The organism is Pelagibius sp. Alg239-R121 (assembly GCF_947331435.1).
In the GTDB taxonomy this organism is placed as follows: domain Bacteria; phylum Pseudomonadota; class Alphaproteobacteria; order Kiloniellales; family Kiloniellaceae; genus Denitrobaculum.
On sequence record NZ_CAMZOF010000015.1, the window covers coordinates 96,947 to 116,735 of the forward strand.

Consider the following 19,789-nt stretch of genomic DNA (forward strand, 5'->3'; position numbering starts at 1 on the left):
TTGTTCTCCCTGTTTGGTTTGCTATTCGTTAGAAATACTTTGCCGAGAAATCGGCCAATTTTTGGTACTGACCACCGGCTGCGATCGCCTCGTACATACCTCGCCAGATTTCGTGCTGTTCTCCATAGAGGCCGCTCAGGCGTTCGTTTGGAAGGAACTCCGCTTCCACTTCGACCAACTGATCCACGGCTTCTTCGATCGAGGAAAACGCACCGGATCCGAATGCGCCGAGAATAGCCGCACCCAAAACGGTGCACTCCCGCTCGGTTGTGACACGGGTCGGCATCCCGATGATGTCTGTCATGATTTGCACAAAGCCGGCACTTTTCGTGCCGCCTCCAGTCAGGCGCAGCTCAGAAATGCCACCCTCGACATCGCTTTGAAAGGCATCGACGACCATCCGCATCTCGTTGGCACAGCCTTCGAGAAGCGCACGGATCATGTCATGGCGTGTGTGATAGAGGCCAATTCCCAGAAAGCCTCCGCGAGAGGCGGCATCGTAGTAGGGCGTTACCTGACTGCTCAGGAATGAATGGAACAACAATCCCCGCGCGCCGGGCGGTGAGGCTGTTGCACCATCCACCATCAGGGCAAAGGGGCTGCGGCCAAGTGCGTTACCAGCCTCGACCTCGCGCCGCCCCATATTGTCGCGCCACCATTTCAGGCAGGCACCCAGGCTGAAAGCAGCGCCTTCGATATCCCACGCGCCTGGCACCCCGTGGCCGCCCCACCAAAGGTTTTTTCCTTTGATCCGGTCAAGCGAATCAAGATGACCAACCATCACCCCCGAGGTGCCTACGGTAAATTCCGCCATGCCTTGCTTGATGATGCCCGCGCCGATCGCAGCACATTGCTGGTCCCCAGCTCCGCGGCAGAGCGGCAGACCTTCGGGCAGTCCCGTGAGCGCGGCGGCATCTTTGGAAAGTTTTCCGGCCATACCCGACGGGATACCTACTTTCGGCAGACGATCCCGGGTGATGCCGCACAGGCCGAGAATCTGATCACTCCAATCGAGATTGGCAATGTCCATCATTCCGTTGAGTGTCAAAGACGCCGGATCGGTGACCCAGTCCTCTGCACCCAGCTTGTGAAGGAAATACTCCTGCCCGTTTGCAAACCACCGCGTGCGTTCAAAGAGACTCGGTTGGTTGTCGCGGAACCAGGCAATCTTCGCCGCAGACCACAATGGACTAAGCTGCATGCCGGTCAGTTTTTGATGCGCGTCGGGAGATATCTCTTTTTCGAAGCTTACCTGGTAATCGGTCGCGCGCGCGCAATTCCAGACATAACTGTTGCAGAGCGGCTCCTTGTTTTCATCCAGCATCGCAATCGTACCGCGTTGGCTAGACAGGCCCAAAGAAATGTAGGCATCTGGAGGCAAATTTGCCGCCGCTGTCGCCTGAGAACTTGCAGCGCATATTCCCTCCCAAACCAACTTCAGGTCTTGTTCGCTCCAACCTGGATGCGGCGAAACACAGGGATACTCTTTGTAACCGTGGCCCAGGGTCTTGCCACGTTCATCGAATATCATGACGGTACATCCAGTGGTACCAGCATCAACCCCAACAAAGGCCCGGACTGGACTCATAGTGTATCTCCTCCTGTTTCAGTGCCTGCCGTCCAATTTGTTAACAGAGCGAGGAAAGTCAGCCGACGCTGCCTGACTTCCGGGCTCAACTCGGCGAGCAGTTTTTCTTTGTAGGCTGGAACGTCTTCGGCACGTTTGAGGACTGCTTCCGGCTCGAGAGCAAGCGCAGTGTCGCCCTTTCCCGCCCAGTTCATGTTACCAGGCACACCCTGTCTGATCGGCCCATCCGACCATGTAGCATCAAGTTTCAGCTCACCATCTGGGCTTTCCCAAACCACGTATTGGTGAAAGTCAGTAACACCGCCTTCGAGGCACATTTGCTTGAGTTCAATCGGCATGCTTTTGCAAGATGGAACCCGGGATGTGAAGTCACCTCGAACAGTTTCCACAGCGGCTTTTTGCGACAATCGTCTTAGAAGATCGCGCAACAATGAATGCTTTCCCGAACACGAGCCTTCGCCGAATTGCACGACTTCCTCGGCACTGCGCCCACCACGACTTCCATAAGGAACCCGTCTCACAGCGTGAAAGACGTCGGCTATCGTCGAATGTTCTGAAAGTCCGTTTCTTTCCAGGAATAGGGAAACGTAGTCAGCGCTTTCTTGTTCGCTTGACGGGGTCATTGCGGGATTACCTGCCCGTCTTTCGCATCGAAGAAATAGAGATCTTCTGATCCGAAATTCAAATAGCACGGGGTTCCGACGGTCCCCGCAAAAGACGTGTTTGCCTTCGCACGAACACGGCTTTTGCCGATTTCCACTTCAACAAGTACATCCGCGCCTAACAATTGCCGGGAATAGACCTCACCACGAATGCTGCCCAATGACTCATCAAGCGAGACTGTGGCCTTGTCGGGCCGCACGCCGACCAATAAGTCTTTCTTGCCAGCTGCTCGTAAACGCGCTGAATTTTTTGGGTCCACTTCTATCGTGTAACTTCCAAAGGCAAGGGCTGTTTCTCCTTCTAGGCTTGTTACCTGCATTTCCATTAGAGACATCTGCGGTTCACCGACAAATGTTGCGACCCAAGAATTTGCTGGATTGTCGTAAACTTCCTGCGGTGTACCAAATTGCTGAAGCACACCATCGTTCATCACAGCAATCCGATCGGCCATTGTCAGTGCTTCGAGCTGATCGTGCGTGACGTAGATTGTTGTGACTCCAAGCGTAAACTGAAGATGCTTCAATTCACCGCGCATCCGCGCTCGAAGCTTTGCATCTAGATGCGCAATGGGCTCATCAAACAGAAAGACTTGCGGCTGACGAACAATAGCGCGTCCGATGGCGGTTCGCTGTTTCTGTCCTCCGCTCAACTCCTGCGGGCGGCGTTCTAGGAGCTGGTCGATTTCCAGAAGCTTGGCAGCTTCGGTAACGCGTCGCTCTATTTCCGCTGCCGCGACTTTACTCTGCTTTAGAGGATTTGCGATGTTGTCGAAGATGGTTTTATGGGGATAAAGCGCGTAGTTTTCGAACACCATTGCGATGTCTCTGTCTTTGGGAGGCAAGTCGTTGACAACTTTGTCACCAAAAACAATTTCACCAGAACTGATATGCTCCAATCCGGCAAGCATTCGCAGAGAGGTAGACTTTCCGCAACCGGATGGTCCAAGCAATGAGACGAACTCGCCATCCTTTATTTCCATATTGAGGTCTTTGACGGCAATCGCGCCGCCACCGTAGTCTTTCCAGACGTTATTAAATGAAACTGCAACCATTTTCGGACTTCCCTTGCGCCTCTTATTCTTTCACTGCACCCATTGTCAGGCCCGCCACAAGATAGCGTCTAACAAGAAGGCCAAGAGGGATCATTGGCGCAGTCGTCACGATGCCAGCGGCCATAATTTTTCCCCAATCGATGTTTTGCGGCTGTACCAACTCTTTCGTGGCCGCAGGCAGCGTTTTTGCGCCGCCGCTGCCAATGATCGTGGCGAATAGAAAGTCATTCCATGCAAACAAAATACAAAGGATAACGAACGCGCCAATACCCGGCGCCACCAGGGGCAAAATAGTCACGAACGCCTGAAACCGATTTTGACCATCAACTTGTGCTGCTTCCTCGATCGCATAGGGGACGCCATCAAAGAAGCCTTTCAGCATCCAAATCGCGAACGGAAGATTGAAAGTCGTGAAAGCAAGGATCAGGCCCGGCAAAGTGCCAACGAGATCTACTGATCTAAAAATGGCATAAAGGGGTACGATCACAGCGACAATAGGTGCCATCCTGGTTGAGATGATCCAAAACAGCAGATCTTTTTTGCCGCGAAATTCGCTCCGTGACAGGCTGTACGCACACATCGATCCAAACGTTACCGCTATTACGGCGGACCCGATCGATGCTACAAGGCTGTTGAAAAGATATGTTCCAAAGCCGTTCTCCGTAAACAGTGCAACATAGTGGGTTAGGGTCGGTGAGAAGTCGAAGAAAATCGTAACTCCTGCCCAGTCTCCCGGCTTCGGTACTGAGAAGGCATCCAGCAGGTCTTTCAGTGAAGCTACCAGCATGATGAAGAGTGGAAGTAACGACCAAACCAGATAAAATGTCAGGAAGATCGGACTGGCCCATTTCAAGACCTTTACAGCCACTCCTTTGTCGTAAGAGATCAGTTCCCGTGACGCCATCTGAGTATTCCCCCTTAAACTAGCCGTCGGTATCGCCTGAGAGCGCTTTTTTGCGCGCAGGGTCTTCGAGGACCTTAACGAGGATCATTCCCAGGATAATCGTCACGATCAGCAGGGTCAGGGCGATCGCGCCGCCTCGACCCAACTTGAAGAACTTGAATGACACATCGAAGAGATACACCGGCAACAGGCGTGTGGCATTTCCCGGCCCCCCGCCCGTGAGGGCCAGGATTGCGTCGATAAAGCGGAAATTGTCCATAAACCGCAGAAGAACGGCGATCAGCAGGAACGGATAGATATTGGGCAAGCTGACGTGGAAGAAGTTACTGATCGACCCGGCGCCATCGACCATATTAGCCTCTAGCTGGTCCTGAGGCACACGCTTCAAACCCGCCAGCGTGATGAGCGTGATCAGGGGAGTCCACTGCCAGACATCGACTAGGATAATTCCATAGAGTGCAGTATCAGCGCTCCCCAGAATCGAGGTTTCATCCAAAATTCCCAAGCTCTGGAATATCCAGTGGTACCATCCGAACGTACCGTTGTAGAGATAGTAGAACAGGAGTCCCGCAACGACGGGCGAGACCATCATCGGCATGAGAAAGAGGGTTACCAGAATTTTCTCGTGCCGAGAGTTGTTAAGAATAACGGCAAGTGAGACGCCGGCGACGACTTGGATTGAAAGGCATATTGCACTGTATTTCAGAAGCAATCCCCAGCCCTGTAAATATTTAGAATCATTAAATAATCTGGCAAAATTTTTGACACCTACAAACACATCGGATGCGTTCCCAAATCCGACCTTGTGGAAGCTCATGTAAATGAGCCAAAGAAAGGGATAAATCGTAATTGCAGCCAGCAACAAGACGGCCGGCATGGCGAGATACACGTAGAACATCCGGCTTGGCTGCGGATTGTAGATTTCCGGTTTCTGGTCGACCGTGGCGAAACCCCAGTCCTGGTCCGACAGCGCGGGATGGCCTTCCGATGAAGCGCGAGTAGTCATTTCTTCTCCAAGCCGGGTTTGGAACAAGGGAAGCGGAGTTGAGAATGCAATGGATGCATCGCTGCCTGCCTCCAACTGCGCCTAGCACGAGTCACTCGCACCCAAGCGTGACAAGTATAAAGGAGGGCGCCGGGAGTCGCGCCCTCCTTTGACCAATCTTCTAATGAAGATTGTCGATCTGAGATTTGATGTTGTTGCAAGCCTCCTCCGCCGAGATTTCCTCGGACAGACAGCGTTGAGTCTCTGCAGCCATAATCGTGTGGTACTCGTTGGCTTCCGGGACCTTCGGGCCGAGAACGAAGTTCGGGTCCTTAATACCGATATCGTAAACTGCATCGAAGGTCAGTGCATTCGGCATGCTGGATGGGCGTTTGCGCGCGTCGGCAACACCCGGCATGTCCATAACGGATTTACGCGTCGGTGTGCCGCCCAATCCGGTCAGGACGTCGAACTGTATCGCGCCCGATGTCGCGTAGACGCAAAACAGATAGGCGGCCCGTTGAACGTCTTCCGATGCGTTGCCGTTGATGCCGATACCGCCGACCCCGCAGTTCGTTCCGTTCACTGCCGGGCCACCATTCAGAATCCAGCTGGCCTCGCCTTTCGGACAAGGCGCATAGGCTGTTCGACCGCCTGCCGCCTTGGACGTTTTCTCATCTTCGATAGAAGCGGCGAATTCGTGATACTGCACTTGCATCGCGATGTTGCCGGACTGGTATACCGTGTTCAGCTCAAGCGTGCCATTCGCCAGGTTGTCTGGGTGACATACGTCGGCTTGTTCCTTGAACTTCTGCATGAGAAAGACAGACTGTTCGTCGCCCCAGTTTGAGGGTGGTGGTGATTTGCTGCCAAGCTTGTCATCGATCTCCCAGTCCAGCCAGCGACCGTGTGCAAAGAACATGCGCTGCACATCCAATTGTGTCGTCCAAGCAAAGGAACCCTGGTGTTGCGCATAGCCGTATGGAACATCGGCACCGGCGTCACGTTTGCGCTTTAAGAACTCAGCGAAATCGTAGACGTTTTTCCATGTGGAGTTTTCGTTGAACTCCATCCGGTAACCGTACTCTGCTTCAAAGTCCTTGGTATTCTGCTCATAGATATCCTGACGGAAGAAGGTACAGGCCACCGCCGCATCGTAAGGCAAGGCAATCAGGCGATCCCGGTCGTAAAACCGACCGCAAGCATCGAGGAAATTCTCGAACCATACGCCATCACCATATCCTTCGGGATCTTGTGGCAGAGTCTCATCACCGATCAAGGACGTAAGGTCAGCATAAAAATCAGCAAATGGTGATCCGATCGGCTTGTCCTGAACATAGCTGATGGGAAAGTCTGCATTACCACTTTGCAGATCAATTCCGACCTTCTGCTGAACGGAAGGCAGGCCGTCCGTAATAATTTCGATTTCAATCCCGGTCAGTTTATAAAACTCTTGGATCTTGTCTCGGATCGCAAAGGAAGGGGGCGTGTTCTCGGACATGAATACGAGCTTCGATCCTTCGTACTGCTTCCATTTCGCATCCAGTGAAGATTGTGCTTGCACGGGTCGGCGCGAAATCACGGTGCTCAGCCCGACGACAAGTGAACCAAGCCCGAGCGAGGCTACGCCGCCACCGCCAAGTTCTAAAAACTTCCGCCTTGATACAGTCTTATAGACAGCATTCTTCGGTACATAAAACATAGGTTCCTCCCATCTGCCGCCAGTTGTCGTTTTTGCGACTGGCTTTGTGATTGGTCGCGACTGTTAAGAGATGATCTATCAACGTCGCTTACGGAAATTATTTTCCAAAATTAATCCAAAATCAAGCTTTTGGTGAAAATTTTTACCAATTTTGTTTTTTTCGATGACGCCCACTCTAATTGCAAGGGAATTTGTCAAGCGCCTGCAGTCCAGAATCGGCGCCGGCGCTGCGGAATCCAGGGTTTGCTTGGCCTGCTCGTGGGAGCTGAGGCCGGGGCGATGGCTGGTCGGTTCAGGAACAACCGTTCAGCTATTTTGTAAAAAATATTCCTTCAGTGTCGATGCAGTTTCTTCAAGCGACCTGGGTGCCGCGCCCTTGGATTGGAAAAGAACACCGAGATAGATCATGTAAATGATGTAAATTTGGCAAATCCGACCCTCAAGAAAATCCCCGTAAAGCGGGATTTGTGGTGTATCCGGTGTCCAGGTCCAAAGAGAAATCTCTGCCGCTTTGGACACGGGCGACTCCAGATTGCTGGTAATCGCGATTGTCATAGCGCCCTTTGTTCGAGCGACTTTAAGTGCACCAGCTACGTCTTCTGTCGTGCCGGTATGAGAAACACCAATAAATGTCGCTTGGTCCGTGGAAGTCGCAGCAACAACTTGCTGAGTATAACCGTCTCTATGACATGTTGCTTTGACACCAGCCTTCAAGAACAGGTGCACAGCCTCTTCACATACCGCCACGGCGCCCCCCACACCCAGAAAAACAACTTCACTTGAGCGAAGAACACTCGACACCACGCGCTGAATATCCTCATAAATTAAGTGTTTTTGCGTTTCAGTCATCGCAGAACTGAGGGCGCCGAGCAGTTTGAAGCTTATATCACTGAGCGGGTCGCTTTCATTCATCTCAGCAGGCAGGTTCACAAACCTGTCTGTTGAAATGCTCTCCGACGCCAACGCCAGCTTCATATCCGCAAAGCCCTTGTATCCGAGCGCCCTCGTAAAACGGCTGATCGTTGCTTCGCTTATATCAAGAGTATTGGCAAATTCCGTGATCGACATCTCCAATCGCTTTGATTGATGCTCCTTGAGATAATCTGCCACCAGTCGTTCAGACTTGCGCAACTGCCCGTACTTCTCTTGGAGTCTCAACGCGATACCCTTGGTCATGTGCCGATCTCCTGCACTTTTATCCGCTTTCACTCTGCCGTCTGAAATACGACTCATAACACTTCGAGGTTGAAGGAGCTCCCACGCTCGCCGCAAGACATAGGACGGTCAGGGCCAGGATTTGCGCTCCCGCAGCCCTGACTATGAGCCATATCAAACAAGCACAGACAAGATCCTAATGAAAGAAAATTTCCTTCACTTAACCTCATATTCCCCAAACCGGCAGGTTGCCTCTTTACTGCCTTGCAAATCGACAAGCCGTTCCTTTGCTAACTCATTGGCAATACACCGTGAATATGTAGCCATTCTCAACAAAGAAAGAACCTGTAGGTCGTGCCGCTGAGATAGTGCCATCGGCATATCATATGTCCAACCAAATGCACCAGAGCGCTGGCTCAAGTTTGGTGAAAATTTCTTTACTATTATATTTTTCCCGTGATATGTCTTTTTTTAGCAAGCTGAATAATGCCGATTTAATCGTGGGAGATCGTCCATATGCCTAACAAAAGAAGGGGGAACACTCCGCCGAAGGAGGTTCTGGAAGAACTTTTCACAACTGCTTACAGAATCAGAAACTTCGAGACCGAAGGCATAAAACTCTACCGGCAAGGACTCGTGCGGGGATATTTTCACCCATATTTGGGGCAGGAAGGCATAGCAACCGGCGCATGCACCGCTCTGGAAGAAAGAGACTACATAGCTTCCACCCATAGGGGCCATGGGCATTGCATAGCTCAGGGCGCCAATGTCGACGGAATGGTTGCAGAGCTACTCCAGAAGAAATCCGGCTACTGTAAAGGCTATGGCGGTTCGATGCATATCGCCGACATCAGCAAGAACAACCTTGGGGCAAACGGCATCGTCGGGGCAAGCACGCCACTGGGTGTTGGCGCCGCGTTGGCCAATCAGATTAGAGGTTCCGACGCCGTCACGATCGCGTTTTCAACTGATGGAGCAAGCAACAACGGAACATTCCTGGAATCGCTCAACCTGGCAGCCATTTGGAATTTGAACTTCATTCTGATTATAGAAAACAACCAGTACGCAGTTTCTACGACCCTGGCGGAAGCCACGAGAGAAACGGAGCTTTACAAAAGAGGGGAAGCCATAGGCGTCGAAAGCCACCGGATCGATGGAAACGATAGCCTCGTTGTCTACGAGACTGTCACCGACGCAGTGAAAAAGTGCCGGTCCGGTCTTGGTCCAATTCTCATCGAGGCTGTTACCTTCCGCCATAGCGGTCATCACGTGAATGATCCCGGAAAATACATGCCTGAAGAAAAGCTCAAATACTACAAGGACAGAGATCCGGTAGACCGCGCACGCGACAATTTCATCAAAATGGGAAAAGCGTCTGCGGAAGAAGTCGCGACAATCGAAGCGAAAATCGGATCTGAATTTGAAGCTGCAGTCGCTGCTGCGAAATCCGCTGACGAAGTGTCAATCCAAGAATTCCGCGAATTCGTCGAAGGCTACTAACAAGCTTAAAGAAATAAGTCGGGATAAACCTGAAGGGAGGAGCACGATGTCAGGTCGTGAACTTATGTACAGGGAAGCGCTGCGCGAAGCCTTGTTTGAAGAAATGGCACGCGATGATGAAATTTTCATCATCGGCGAAGGGATTGCCGAACGCGGCGGTTCATACAAGGTGACAGAAGGATTGTTGGACAAATACGGTGCCGCAAGGGTCCGGGACACCCCGATTTCCGAAGCAAGCATGATTGGTGTTGGTGTCGGAGCAGCCATTGCAGGCGGACGCCCCATCGTAGAAATCCTATATGTCGATTTTGCCATGCTTGGCATGGATATGATCGTAAACCAAGCAGCCAAATTTCGCTTGATGACGGGCGGCAGCGGGCGCGTTCCTTTCGTCCTGCGTACACAGGGCGGCACTGGCGGCGGTGTCGCAGCTCAACACTCACAAAGCCTGGAAGCTCTATTCTATCACATCCCTGGTCTACGCGTCGTAATGCCCTCCACACCTGTCGATGCGAAGGGTTTGCTGAAATTCGCGTTGCGCCAGCCAAACCCCGTAATGTTCTTGGAACATAAGCATTTATACATGACGAAAGGTGATGTCCCTGAAGGCGAACTGATCACGGAGTTTGGGGTTGCCGATATCAAGCGCGAGGGCAGCGATGTCACGCTGATTGCATGGTCGAACATGGTACCTCGCACCCTTGAAGCGGCAAAAGAACTCGCTGATATGGGTATATCTGCGGAAGTCCTGGACCCACGTACTTTGGTGCCTCTCGACCGCGAGGCCATTCTAAAATCGGTCGCAAAAACAAATCGCTGCGTGATCGTGCAAGAGGCCGTGCGGCGCGGCGGCATCGCATCCGATATCTCCTCCATCATTCAGGAAGAAGCATTCTACAGCCTGGATGCGCCTGTCCAAATCGTTGCTGGAATGAACACACCGATCCCATTCAACTTGACATTGGAAGAGGCATCCGTTCCGCAAAAGGATGATGTCATCGCCGCCGTCCAAAGCGTTTTGCATAGCAAGGCCGCATAGAAAGGAGACGGAGCATGTCCAAACACATTCTTGAAGAACTTGCTCAGACAAATCCCGACTGTGAAATCTGGTGGGACAGTTCGCCTTTAGTCTATCAACAATGGGCTGAATCCGTCCTGAGCAAAGCGTCGGCGAACAAAAAGACCGAATGGGCGGAACAACTTGACCGATTGTACAATCCAGAAACAGCTTCCACGACTGGAAAGATGGGTTTTCGGGGCGTAACGACCAATCCGCCTCTCTGCTTACAGGCCATCCTTTCAGACCCGGATTACTGGGTAGAAGAAATCCGTCAGACGATCCTGCAATACCCCAGCGACGACGTTGAAGGTATTTATTGGAAAGTTTATCTGGAGACCGTTCGTCGCGGCGCGGAACTCATTCGCCCGGTCTTTGAAGAGAGCGAGGGAAAGTACGGTTATCTCTCGGGGCAGGTTGACCCACGCTTTGTAACAGATCTGGATCGGATGCGCGCAAACGCTGCTGACCTGAAGGCTATCGCCTCCAACATCATGGTCAAAGTGCCCGGCTCTAAGGAAGGCTATCAGTTGATTGAGGAGTTGACCGCCGAAGGTGTGTCGACCAACAACACAACGTCTTTCACTGTCCCACAGTACAAGGCCTGTATGGATGCGGTCTCCCGCGGGCTGGAAAAAGCGCGTGCAAACGCTGTCGATCTTAGCCGCTGGCGTTCCGTGATAACGCACATGTCTGCCCGGCTGGGCAATATCGGTGACCTGCTGTGGCAAGCTGAAGAACGCGGTATCGAAATTTCGCCCGAAGAAATCACTCTTGGCGAACTCGCGGTACTGAAACGTGCCTACAGACATATCCAGGAGACGGGTCATCCATCTAAGATGCTGATGTGCTCTATGCGCGTGCATCACAATGCAGCGGATGGAACAGCTTCCAGCTGGCATATCGAAAAACTCGCCGGCGGCGACTTCGTTTACACATGCCCGCCCAGTTACATCGCTGCGCTCATGGAGCACGAAGACAAGATCCCGCCTTTTGATGCCGATGCGGTCAACGAAGACATATCCGAAGCCAGTCTGAAAAAGCTGCTTGAATTGCCCTATTTTCGTCAGGCCTACGAGTTTGACGGAATGGCCAGCGAAGAATTCAGTCGCTTTGGCGCCTTCATTCCCACCGCTTCGGAATTCGCCGTCGCCACCAGAAAAACAATAGACTTCGTCGCACGTGTCTACGCCGACACGAAACGGCAAGCAGCCTAGGAATTGTCGGTATGGCCAAACCAATTGTGATGCCGCAAGTCGGTCAGGATCTGACAGAGGGCGAGCTCATCGAGTGGCATGTCCAAGTCGGAGATATCGTCAAGAAAGGCGACATCCTCGCTGTCGTGGAGTCTGAAAAGGCCAGCTTCGAGGTTGAGGCCTACGAAGAGGGTACCGTCCTGAAACGCTTTTACGAACCAGGCGACATGGCCATTGTACTGGAGCCCTTGTTGATGTTGGGGGAAAAAGGCGAGACAGTCGAAGAAGCCTCCAATGCTGCGCAGGGCAACGAAGTCAGCCGCCCCAACAAGAGCGAAGAATCAGTTCAATCAGCCGATAATGCTACAGGTGATCGGCCCGCCTCGACGACCCGGTCATCTCCTTTGGCCCGGCGTATTGCCGCTCTTAATAAACTCGACATTTCGAGCTTGAAGGGAACCGGTCCGAAAGGTGCTATTGTCAAACGAGATGTTGAGGCCGCGCTTAAATCGGCTGAAATTTCTCCTGCCTCCACGAAGGTCGCGATTCCGCCTTCGGCATCGCAGCCGCTTCCCGCGCCAACGTCCGATGAAGACGTTGAACAACCCTTCAACAAGATGCGACAGGTGATTGCGAATAGGTTGCTCGAGTCAAAGCAAACGATACCGCATTTCTACCTGATGGCTGAGGCCGATATAACTGATTTGCAAATCCGAAGAAAAGCGCACCTCGACATAACCGGCGGGAAGATATCTCTCAACGACGTTATTGTTCATGCGACGGCCCTTACCCTTCTCGAATATCCGGACCTGAACAGCTTTGTGTCCAACACCGGTGTGCTGAAAAAAGCGCAGGTCAATATCGGCGTCGCGGTCTCGGTTGAAAACGGGCTCATGGTACCGGCCATTGAAAACACGCCGCACAAGAGCCTCGAAGAGATTTCGTCTCTGATTCGGGACTATGCGGCCGCAGCCCGGCGCGGCATAGATAAATCCCCGGCGAAAAGCACCTTCTCGATCTCCAATCTGGGTATGTACGGGGTTGAAGTTCTGCCGATCATCAATTTGCCGGAGGCCGGTATATTGGGTGTTGGCCCTACCCGTCGGAGCGTGATGGAACACCGGGGCGGCTTCCAGGCTCGCGATATCATGTCGCTTTCGCTGGCGGCTGATCACCGGGCCGTCGATGGCGCATATGGTGCGCAGTTTCTCAAGTCTCTCGTCGAGACGATCGAAGCGTACAATGAGTTTGTTTGAGATCTCACTTCAAAGATGCGAAGCGGGCAAACAGACATGACGGAGCTCATCGCGCACTCGGATCTTGCAAATGCCATCCGCGCATTGTCGATGGATGCCGTCGAACAGGCAAAGTCGGGGCATCCCGGGATGCCAATGGGCATGGCCGACGTCGCAACAGTGCTGTTCAGTCAATCTCTGAAATTTGACGCCGCGCAACCGGACTGGGCCGATCGCGACCGTTTCGTACTGTCTGCCGGCCATGGTTCGATGCTGCTATACAGCCTGTTGCATCTTTGCGGATACGAAGACTGGGGCATAGACACACTCCGTCAATTCCGGCAGCTCCGCTCAAATGCGGCAGGTCATCCTGAATTCGGACACGGCGGGGGCGTTGAGACGACGACCGGTCCACTAGGGCAAGGATTGGCGACCGCTGTAGGCCTGGCACTCGGCGAAGCCCGGGACAACGCTCAATTCGGCGATGACCTGGTCGATCACCGCACTTACGTCATTGCAGGCGACGGTTGCCTCATGGAAGGCATATCGCATGAAGCGATCTCCTTCGCCGGTCACCACAAGCTCTCAAAACTGACCGTCCTGTTCGACGACAACGCTATTTCCATTGACGGCGAGGTCGGCCTGACCTGCAGCGATGATCAGATGAAGCGGTTCGAAGCGTCCGGCTGGCATTGCCAGGCCATTGACGGCCATGATCCTCAAGCTATCGTTGAGGCCTTACGCCATGCCGAGACTACGCCTCTACCCTCAATGATCGCCTGCCGGACCGTCATAGGCTTTGGCGCAGAAAACAAGCAGGGAACGGCTGTAGCGCATGGAGCCCCGCTTGGTCCCGAAGAGATTGCAGCGGCGAGAGTAAAGTTAAACTGGCCCCATGCTCCTTTCGAAATTCCAGAAGATGTTGCAAAGGCGTGGAAGACGATTGGTGGGAAAGGAGCAGCTGAACGCAATGCCTGGCAAACTCGATTGGAAACCTCTGACGAGTCGACCCGATCTTCATTTGCCGAGCATACTTTGACCGACCTGCCAGAAGGCTGGGAGTCTGCTCTTGAAAACCATGCACAGAGTATAGCAGTCGACGCCCCTAAAATGGCGACCCGACAGGCTTCAGGAAAAGCGCTTGAAATCCTTACTTCGGCTATCCCAAACCTGATTGGAGGCTCAGCGGATCTGACCGGATCGGTCAATACCAAGACGTCCCGGACTCTCCCGTTAACAGCGGATAAATTGGAAAATCGCTTTATCCACTACGGTGTCAGGGAACACGCGATGGGTGCCATTATGAACGGGCTTGCCCTTCATGGCGGAACGATTCCATATGCGGGCACATTTCTGGTCTTCGCAAACTACATGCATGCATCGATCCGCCTGTCGTCCCTCATGGGGCTGCGGGTCATATATGTACTCACTCACGACAGTATCGGCCTCGGGGAAGACGGCCCGACCCATCAACCGGTTGAGACGCTCGCGATGCTGCGCGCCACCCCGAACCTCGACGTATTCCGACCCGCAGATGCTGTCGAAACCGCAGAGGCCTGGTCGCACGCGCTGAAGCGGACCGGCGGGCCGACAGCTATTGTCTTGTCACGACAAGGTTTGCCGGCACTGCGTGAAAGCGGCGAAATTCGTGGATACGGTGATCGGGGCGGATACTTGCTTCGCCCTGCAAAAGGCGGCAAGGACCGGGATGTTACTTTAATCGCGACTGGGTCGGAACTTTCGCTGGCTGTCGATGCGCAAACCAGGCTTGAGGAGTGCGGTGTTCAGGCAGCCGTTGTATCGCTGCCCTGCTGGGAGCTTTTCGACAGACAGTCCAATGAATATCGCGCCGAAGTTCTCGGTGTGGCGCCACGTATTGCGATTGAGGCGGCCGGTGAACTGGGATGGCACAAGTATGTCGGCCTCACCGGTGGCTTTGTCGGCATGAAAGGCTTTGGCGCCTCCGGTCCCGCTACTCAGCTGTTCGAGCATTTTGGAATAACCGTCTCAACCATCGAGACAGCGGCCAAATCCGCCCTGAACCAATCCGAGAGTGTATCCTGAAATGGCAAGACCAGACTATGACCTGATCGTTATCGGCGCGGGACCAGGAGGGTATGTCGCCGCAATCCGAGCGGCGCAGCTTGGCATGAAAGCTGCTGTTGTCGAACGCGAACATCTGGGCGGCATCTGCCTGAACTGGGGCTGCATTCCAACCAAAGCCCTTCTGCGGTCGGCAGAAGTGCTCGAACACACACAGAATGCAAAAGACTTTGGCATCGACGTTGAAGGTGCGGTCGAAGCCAATGTCGGTGCGATGGTGGCGCGCTCCCGGAAGGTGTCCGCACAATTGAACGGTGGTGTCGGTCACCTTCTGAAAAAGAACAAGGTGGATATCATCTGGGGTGAAGCAAAACTGCTTGCACCCGGCAAAGTCGCTGTGGCTGCCTCAACGAAAACCGCGGTCGAGCCCTCTCATCCTGCGCCGCGTCAGACCAAAGGTTATGGCACCTATTCAGCGAAGGGCACAATCATCGCGACGGGCGCGCGCCCTCGCGTGCTTCCCGGCCTGGAGCCGGACGGCGAAATCGTCATGACTTACTTTGAAGCAATGGTCCCCAAAACTGCGCCGGAATCCCTCCTGGTCGTCGGGTCCGGAGCAATCGGAATGGAATTCGCATCCTTCTACGCGGCCATGGGTACCAAAGTCACGGTGGTCGAGCTTTTGTCAGAGGTGTTACCTCAAGAAGATCCGGAAATAGCGAGACTTGTTCGGGACGCCTTCAAGAAGCGCGGCATTGAAGTGCTTACCTCAACCAAGATTGGCCAGATCGAACATGTTGATGGCGCCGCAAAGGTGCAGTTTGCCGATAGTGCCGGCAAGACAACGGAGCGGAAGTTCGACAAGATCATCTCAGCGGTTGGCGTAGTTCCAAACATTGAAGGTCTTGGCCTCGAAGCCCTCGGCGTGGATGTCACAAAGATCGGCATTACGACGAATGATGCAGGGGCGACAAGCTGTCAGGGGATCTACGCGATTGGTGATGTCGCAGGTGCGCCGATGCTGGCCCACAAGGCTGAACATGAAGCCGTGAACTGTGTTGAGGCCATCGCGAACGGAAGCAGCCATGCTCTTGATAAATCCCGTATTCCCGGCTGCACTTACTGTCAGCCTCAAGTCGCATCTGTTGGCCTCACGGAGGACGCTGCACGCGAAGCGGGACACAAAGTAAAGGTCGGCCGCTTTCCTTTTGCCGCAAACGGAAAGGCCGTCGCACTCGGTGAAAAGTCAGGCCTTGTAAAGACCGTTTTCGATGAAGTGACGGGTGAACTCCTCGGTGCGCATCTCGTCGGGCCTGAAGTCACTGAACTGATCCACGGTTTCGTCACAGCCATCGGCCACGAAACAACAGACGAGCATCTCCTACAGCTCATCTATCCGCACCCCACTCTGTCCGAAGCCATGCATGAATCAGTTCTGGATGCCCGCGGAACTGCGCTGCACATTTAAGCAGTCAAACAGTTGATTAAGCTGCGAACAGGGCAAACCGGCTAAACGGGTGGGTTTTTGTTATTGAGTTTTCTTATTATTTGAAACGCTCGCAACTCCTCGGGTGTGGCAGTATCTGGCGAACATCCCAGAAACCGGGTGAAACCCCGCATCGCGCGCAGACACATCGTCTGCGTCCTGGGCAGCAGCCCCTTGATCCACATGTCTTCCAGAAAGCGCTGGTGCAGAGCCAAAGCAAAGTGGTTGGTTATGAAAAACCTCCTGTCATCGGATTGAGAAGGACCCAATCGTCAAACAGGTTCGTCCGCCCACTAATTGCGCTGAGCTCGCTTCAGAACACATCACAAGCCACAAGCGGCAATGCCGAGAGAGCGGTTTCATCGTGAGCGTTTGGCGTAGGCGCTCTATTGAATTTTGCGCGTGGAGTTTAGGCTGTCGAGGCGGCGTAATTCCACGGCAGGAGTTGGTCGATCCTGTTGATTTTATGATCCGCGATGCGGCTGAGGACGTCAGTGAGCCAGGCCTGCGGATCGATGCCGTTAAGGTTTGCGGTCTCGATCAGACTGTAGAGAATGGCAGCTGACTTTCCTCCACCTTCGAAGCCAGCAAAGAGAAAATTTTTCCGGCCGATGGCCACAGGTTTTACAGCTCGTTCCGCCGGATTATTATCGATTTCAAGTACGCCATGCTCGAGATAAGGCCGCAACTTCTTCATGCGGGTCAGGGCATAGCGGATCGCCTTAGCGAGTTCGGATTTGCCGGAGATCTTGGCCAACTGTCCACTCAACCAAATCTCCAGAGCATCAAAGATCGGCTTGGCTTTTTCCTGGCGCAGTCGCACGCGCTCTTCAGGCGGCAGACCTCGGGCTTCTTTCTCCACGCCATAGAGCTTGACGATGCGCTTGATCGTCTCCTCCGCCATCGCCGATCCTTGGGCACGAAAGATATCGACGAACTTTCGCCTGACATGCGCCGTGCAGGCAACCTCCTGGACGGAACCGCCCCGATAGAGATCGTTGAACCCGGCATATCCGTCAGCATGCATCCAGCCATTATAAGCGGCCAGGTGATTGCCGGGGTGTTCGCCCTTGCGGTCAGAGCTGAACCGATACCAGGCAGCCGGCGGATCGCAGCCTCCCCAGGGCCTCTCATCTCGGACATAGGTCCAGATCCGCGCCGTCTTGCACTTTCCGCTTCCCGGTGCCTGTAGCTTCAAGGGAGTATCGTCCGCAAAGATCGCGCGGCCCGCAAGGACGTGACGCCCAATAGCATCAGCCAGTGGCTCCAGCAGTGACGCTGAACGGCCAACCCAGCCAGCCAAGGTGGAGCGGTTCAGCTCAAGACCGTCACGTTCAAATATCCGGCTTTGCCGATAAAGCGGCAGATGATCAGCGTATTTGCTCACAAGGACATGTGCCAACAGACCAGGGCCGGGGCGCCCGCGCTCAATCGGGCGAGAGGGTAATGGAGCCTGGACGATCCTCTCGCAACAGCGGCAGGCCATGCGCGGGCGCACAAAGCGTTTCACCACAAAGCGCCCGGGAACGTACTCCAACTCCTCGGTGATATCCTCGCCCAGGGTTTTCAAAGCGCCGCCACAATCGGCACAGGACTCTCCGGGTGACAGGACCGTATCCTCTCGCGGCAGATCAGCCGGCAAGGGCTTGCGCTTCGGCTTGCTTTTCGCTGTCGGGCAATCAGAGGCATCTGTTGACGACGGGGCTTCCCGAGCCGCCGCGACCTCCTCGTCTTCCAGGCGCAGTTGGAGCTGATCGAGCGTCTCGGATGTGACACCAAAGCGATGTTGCCGATGTCCGGCCAACTGATGTTCGAGCTTGGCGATCTTGAGATCGCGGTTCTTCAGCTCACAGGACAGACGCGTGACCAGGTCCTTCAGATCAGCCGGATCGTCCGGCAATGTCGCGATGTCCTCGAGCATAAATAAAGGTATACGCGATCGCTCTGCGGAAAGGAATCCATCTAAATCCGATAGAGGATTACCCTGCCGTCAAAGGGCGCCACGTCCGCTGCGGCGCACGCCAATCAATCCCTTCCAGCAGCATCGCAAGCTGTGCTGAGGTGATCGACACGCGGCCCTGCGCCGGAGACGGCCAAACGAATTTCCCAGCCTCCAGACGCTTGGAGAATAGACAGGCACCCTGGCCGTCGAACCAGATCACCTTGAGCAGATCGCCACGCCGGCCACGAAACACAAAGAGATGACCGCAGTAGGGATCCTGCTCCAGAACCTTCTCCGCCAAAGCCGACAGTCCGTTAAAACCTTTCCGCATATCCGTAACCCCGGCAGCCAGCCAAACCCGTGTTTGCGCAGGAACCGGGATCAAGCGATCAGGCCCTTCAACAAACGCGCAAGCGCATCAGGATCAAACCCGCCTTCCGCAGAAATCCGATGGCCGCCAGAAAGCTCGATCTCAATGCGGCCCTGAGGCGGTGAACACGACGGAGCAACTGGAGGCAAAGAATCAGGCTGATCAATCGTAATCGGCAGAAACACAGCGTCATCCGTCACCGCAGCAGCCGGAGCATAACGCGGATCACGCAACCATTTAAAAATCAGGTTTGCGTTCATCGAATAACGACGCGCAACCTGCGCAACTGATACGCCAGGCGCCGTCGTCTGCTGACAGATCGATAACTTCTCATCCTCAGACCAAATCCGACGCTTGCTCCGATCGCCCACAGAGCCACCCCTGGTGTCCACCTAAACAAGTGGACACTTACGGCAATCTAACAAAATCAGATAGAGCGCCTTCGCCGGACGCTCACGTTTCATCCAAGTCCGCGTTGTGTGAATTCACGCGACCTCAGATTTTGCTCCTGCAGCGAATGTCTCCTTCGACGGGCCGCACCGCAGCATGCGGAACGATCTGCCAATGGCGGGTTTGGGCCGTTATCACCAATTGTTGGAAGGCTCGAAATGTTCGCAAAGTCCGCTGATCAGACCTTGGGCCTGAGTGCGGCGGAAGCCCGCTAGCCATCCAGTACGCCTGTTATACGTGATGGGGTAAATGACTGTATTGGGTCGTGAGTTCGTAGGTTGGTTGCGGGGTGGCTTGAACCTACGGACCTAAGTTATTGATTTTATTGAAATGTGATGCGAGCAAAAATATAAGCCCTGTAACCTGTTGAGGTTGCGGGGCTTTATTTGTTTTGATTTGGTTGCGGGGGCAGGATTTGAACCTGCGACCTTCAGGTTATGAGCCTGACGAGCTACCGGGCTG

General features: G+C 53.9%; 16 protein-coding genes. 6 read left to right on the forward strand and 10 right to left on the reverse strand.

Annotated elements, in window-relative coordinates; genetic code table 11:
* Nucleotides 1-28: 28 nt before the first annotated feature.
* The 7 genes from QMZ18_RS34375 to QMZ18_RS34405 all read right to left on the reverse strand — a co-directional run bounded on the left by QMZ18_RS34375 (nucleotide 29) and on the right by QMZ18_RS34405 (nucleotide 8,069).
* The gene (locus QMZ18_RS34375) at nucleotides 29-1,588 is read right to left on the reverse strand and encodes an FGGY-family carbohydrate kinase (protein ID WP_282610971.1); all 1,560 of its coding nucleotides are present in this window, start codon (nucleotides 1,586-1,588) and stop codon (nucleotides 29-31) included.
* On the reverse strand, nucleotides 1,585-2,211 hold the full coding sequence (locus QMZ18_RS34380) for a hypothetical protein (RefSeq protein ID WP_282610972.1): 627 nt from the start codon (nucleotides 2,209-2,211) through the stop codon (nucleotides 1,585-1,587). The genes QMZ18_RS34375 and QMZ18_RS34380 overlap by 4 nt, the downstream gene beginning before the upstream one ends.
* Complete coding sequence (locus QMZ18_RS34385) at nucleotides 2,208-3,302, reverse strand: ABC transporter ATP-binding protein (protein WP_282610973.1); 1,095 nt, start codon at nucleotides 3,300-3,302, stop codon at nucleotides 2,208-2,210. The genes QMZ18_RS34380 and QMZ18_RS34385 overlap by 4 nt, the downstream gene beginning before the upstream one ends.
* 22 nt (nucleotides 3,303-3,324) lie before the next feature.
* Entirely contained in the window at nucleotides 3,325-4,206 is an 882-nt protein-coding gene (locus QMZ18_RS34390) for a carbohydrate ABC transporter permease (RefSeq protein WP_282610974.1), read from the reverse strand.
* A 19-nt stretch (nucleotides 4,207-4,225) separates the two neighbouring features.
* Nucleotides 4,226-5,287, reverse strand: coding sequence for a carbohydrate ABC transporter permease (locus QMZ18_RS34395; RefSeq protein ID WP_282610975.1), 1,062 nt, complete (start codon nucleotides 5,285-5,287; stop codon nucleotides 4,226-4,228).
* Nucleotides 5,288-5,372: 85 nt separating this feature from the next.
* Nucleotides 5,373-6,893 carry an extracellular solute-binding protein gene (locus tag QMZ18_RS34400; RefSeq protein ID WP_282610976.1) on the reverse strand — a complete coding sequence of 507 codons (1,521 nt, stop codon included), beginning with the start codon at nucleotides 6,891-6,893 and terminating at the stop codon, nucleotides 5,373-5,375.
* Nucleotides 6,894-7,199: 306 nt separating this feature from the next.
* Complete coding sequence (locus QMZ18_RS34405) at nucleotides 7,200-8,069, reverse strand: MurR/RpiR family transcriptional regulator (protein ID WP_282610977.1); 870 nt, start codon at nucleotides 8,067-8,069, stop codon at nucleotides 7,200-7,202.
* 495 nt (nucleotides 8,070-8,564) lie between these two features.
* Between QMZ18_RS34405 and QMZ18_RS34410 the strand changes: the two genes are divergently transcribed.
* Genes QMZ18_RS34410 through lpdA form a run of 6 tightly spaced genes read left to right on the forward strand, consistent with a single transcriptional unit; the run spans nucleotide 8,565 to nucleotide 16,547 of the window.
* Nucleotides 8,565-9,548 (forward strand): thiamine pyrophosphate-dependent dehydrogenase E1 component subunit alpha, encoded by a 984-nt coding sequence (locus tag QMZ18_RS34410; protein ID WP_282610978.1) that lies wholly within the window; start codon nucleotides 8,565-8,567, stop codon nucleotides 9,546-9,548.
* The gene (locus tag QMZ18_RS34415) at nucleotides 9,469-10,587 is read left to right on the forward strand and encodes an alpha-ketoacid dehydrogenase subunit beta (RefSeq protein WP_322097608.1); all 1,119 of its coding nucleotides are present in this window, start codon (nucleotides 9,469-9,471) and stop codon (nucleotides 10,585-10,587) included. Before QMZ18_RS34410 ends, QMZ18_RS34415 begins: the two co-directional genes overlap by 80 nt.
* Nucleotides 10,588-10,601: 14 nt before the next feature.
* Nucleotides 10,602-11,822: a transaldolase family protein gene (locus QMZ18_RS34420; RefSeq protein ID WP_282610979.1), complete on the forward strand. Its 1,221-nt coding sequence runs from the start codon at nucleotides 10,602-10,604 to the stop codon at nucleotides 11,820-11,822.
* Nucleotides 11,823-11,833: 11 nt separating this feature from the next.
* Nucleotides 11,834-13,057: a dihydrolipoamide acetyltransferase family protein gene (locus QMZ18_RS34425; protein WP_282610980.1), complete on the forward strand. Its 1,224-nt coding sequence runs from the start codon at nucleotides 11,834-11,836 to the stop codon at nucleotides 13,055-13,057.
* A gap of 36 nt (nucleotides 13,058-13,093) precedes the next feature.
* Entirely contained in the window at nucleotides 13,094-15,100 is a 2,007-nt protein-coding gene (gene tkt / locus QMZ18_RS34430) for a transketolase (RefSeq protein WP_282610981.1), read from the forward strand.
* 1 nt (nucleotide 15,101) lies between these two features.
* On the forward strand, nucleotides 15,102-16,547 hold the full coding sequence (lpdA, locus tag QMZ18_RS34435; protein WP_282610982.1) for a dihydrolipoyl dehydrogenase: 1,446 nt from the start codon (nucleotides 15,102-15,104) through the stop codon (nucleotides 16,545-16,547).
* Nucleotides 16,548-16,974: 427 nt separating this feature from the next.
* Here the strand turns inward: lpdA and QMZ18_RS34440 are convergent, their stop codons facing one another.
* The 3 genes from QMZ18_RS34440 to QMZ18_RS37150 are packed head-to-tail and all read right to left on the reverse strand — an operon-like array spanning nucleotide 16,975 to nucleotide 19,269.
* Nucleotides 16,975-18,486 carry an IS66 family transposase gene (locus QMZ18_RS34440; protein ID WP_282610983.1) on the reverse strand — a complete coding sequence of 504 codons (1,512 nt, stop codon included), beginning with the start codon at nucleotides 18,484-18,486 and terminating at the stop codon, nucleotides 16,975-16,977.
* Between the two features lie 58 nt (nucleotides 18,487-18,544).
* The gene (tnpB, locus tag QMZ18_RS34445; protein WP_282610984.1) at nucleotides 18,545-18,892 is read right to left on the reverse strand and encodes an IS66 family insertion sequence element accessory protein TnpB; all 348 of its coding nucleotides are present in this window, start codon (nucleotides 18,890-18,892) and stop codon (nucleotides 18,545-18,547) included.
* Complete coding sequence (locus tag QMZ18_RS37150) at nucleotides 18,889-19,269, reverse strand: transposase (RefSeq protein WP_367575968.1); 381 nt, start codon at nucleotides 19,267-19,269, stop codon at nucleotides 18,889-18,891. The genes tnpB and QMZ18_RS37150 overlap by 4 nt, the downstream gene beginning before the upstream one ends.
* Nucleotides 19,270-19,789 lie beyond the last annotated feature (520 nt).

Bases quoted from the DNA above. Each gene is read 5' to 3' on its own strand.
- QMZ18_RS34380 (WP_282610972.1), bottom strand. From the start codon at position 2,211: ATGACCCCGTCAAGCGAACAAGAAAGCGCTGACTACGTTTCCCTATTC.
- lpdA (WP_282610982.1), top strand. From the start codon at position 15,102: ATGGCAAGACCAGACTATGACCTGATCGTTATCGGCGCGGGACCAGGA.
- QMZ18_RS34420 (WP_282610979.1), top strand. From the start codon at position 10,602: ATGTCCAAACACATTCTTGAAGAACTTGCTCAGACAAATCCCGACTGT.
- QMZ18_RS34425 (WP_282610980.1), top strand. From the start codon at position 11,834: ATGGCCAAACCAATTGTGATGCCGCAAGTCGGTCAGGATCTGACAGAG.
- QMZ18_RS34390 (WP_282610974.1), bottom strand. From the start codon at position 4,206: ATGGCGTCACGGGAACTGATCTCTTACGACAAAGGAGTGGCTGTAAAG.
- QMZ18_RS34385 (WP_282610973.1), bottom strand. From the start codon at position 3,302: ATGGTTGCAGTTTCATTTAATAACGTCTGGAAAGACTACGGTGGCGGC.
- QMZ18_RS34405 (WP_282610977.1), bottom strand. From the start codon at position 8,069: ATGACCAAGGGTATCGCGTTGAGACTCCAAGAGAAGTACGGGCAGTTG.
- QMZ18_RS34375 (WP_282610971.1), bottom strand. From the start codon at position 1,588: ATGAGTCCAGTCCGGGCCTTTGTTGGGGTTGATGCTGGTACCACTGGA.
- QMZ18_RS34400 (WP_282610976.1), bottom strand. From the start codon at position 6,893: ATGTTTTATGTACCGAAGAATGCTGTCTATAAGACTGTATCAAGGCGG.
- QMZ18_RS34410 (WP_282610978.1), top strand. From the start codon at position 8,565: ATGCCTAACAAAAGAAGGGGGAACACTCCGCCGAAGGAGGTTCTGGAA.
- tkt (WP_282610981.1), top strand. From the start codon at position 13,094: ATGACGGAGCTCATCGCGCACTCGGATCTTGCAAATGCCATCCGCGCA.
- QMZ18_RS34440 (WP_282610983.1), bottom strand. From the start codon at position 18,486: ATGCTCGAGGACATCGCGACATTGCCGGACGATCCGGCTGATCTGAAG.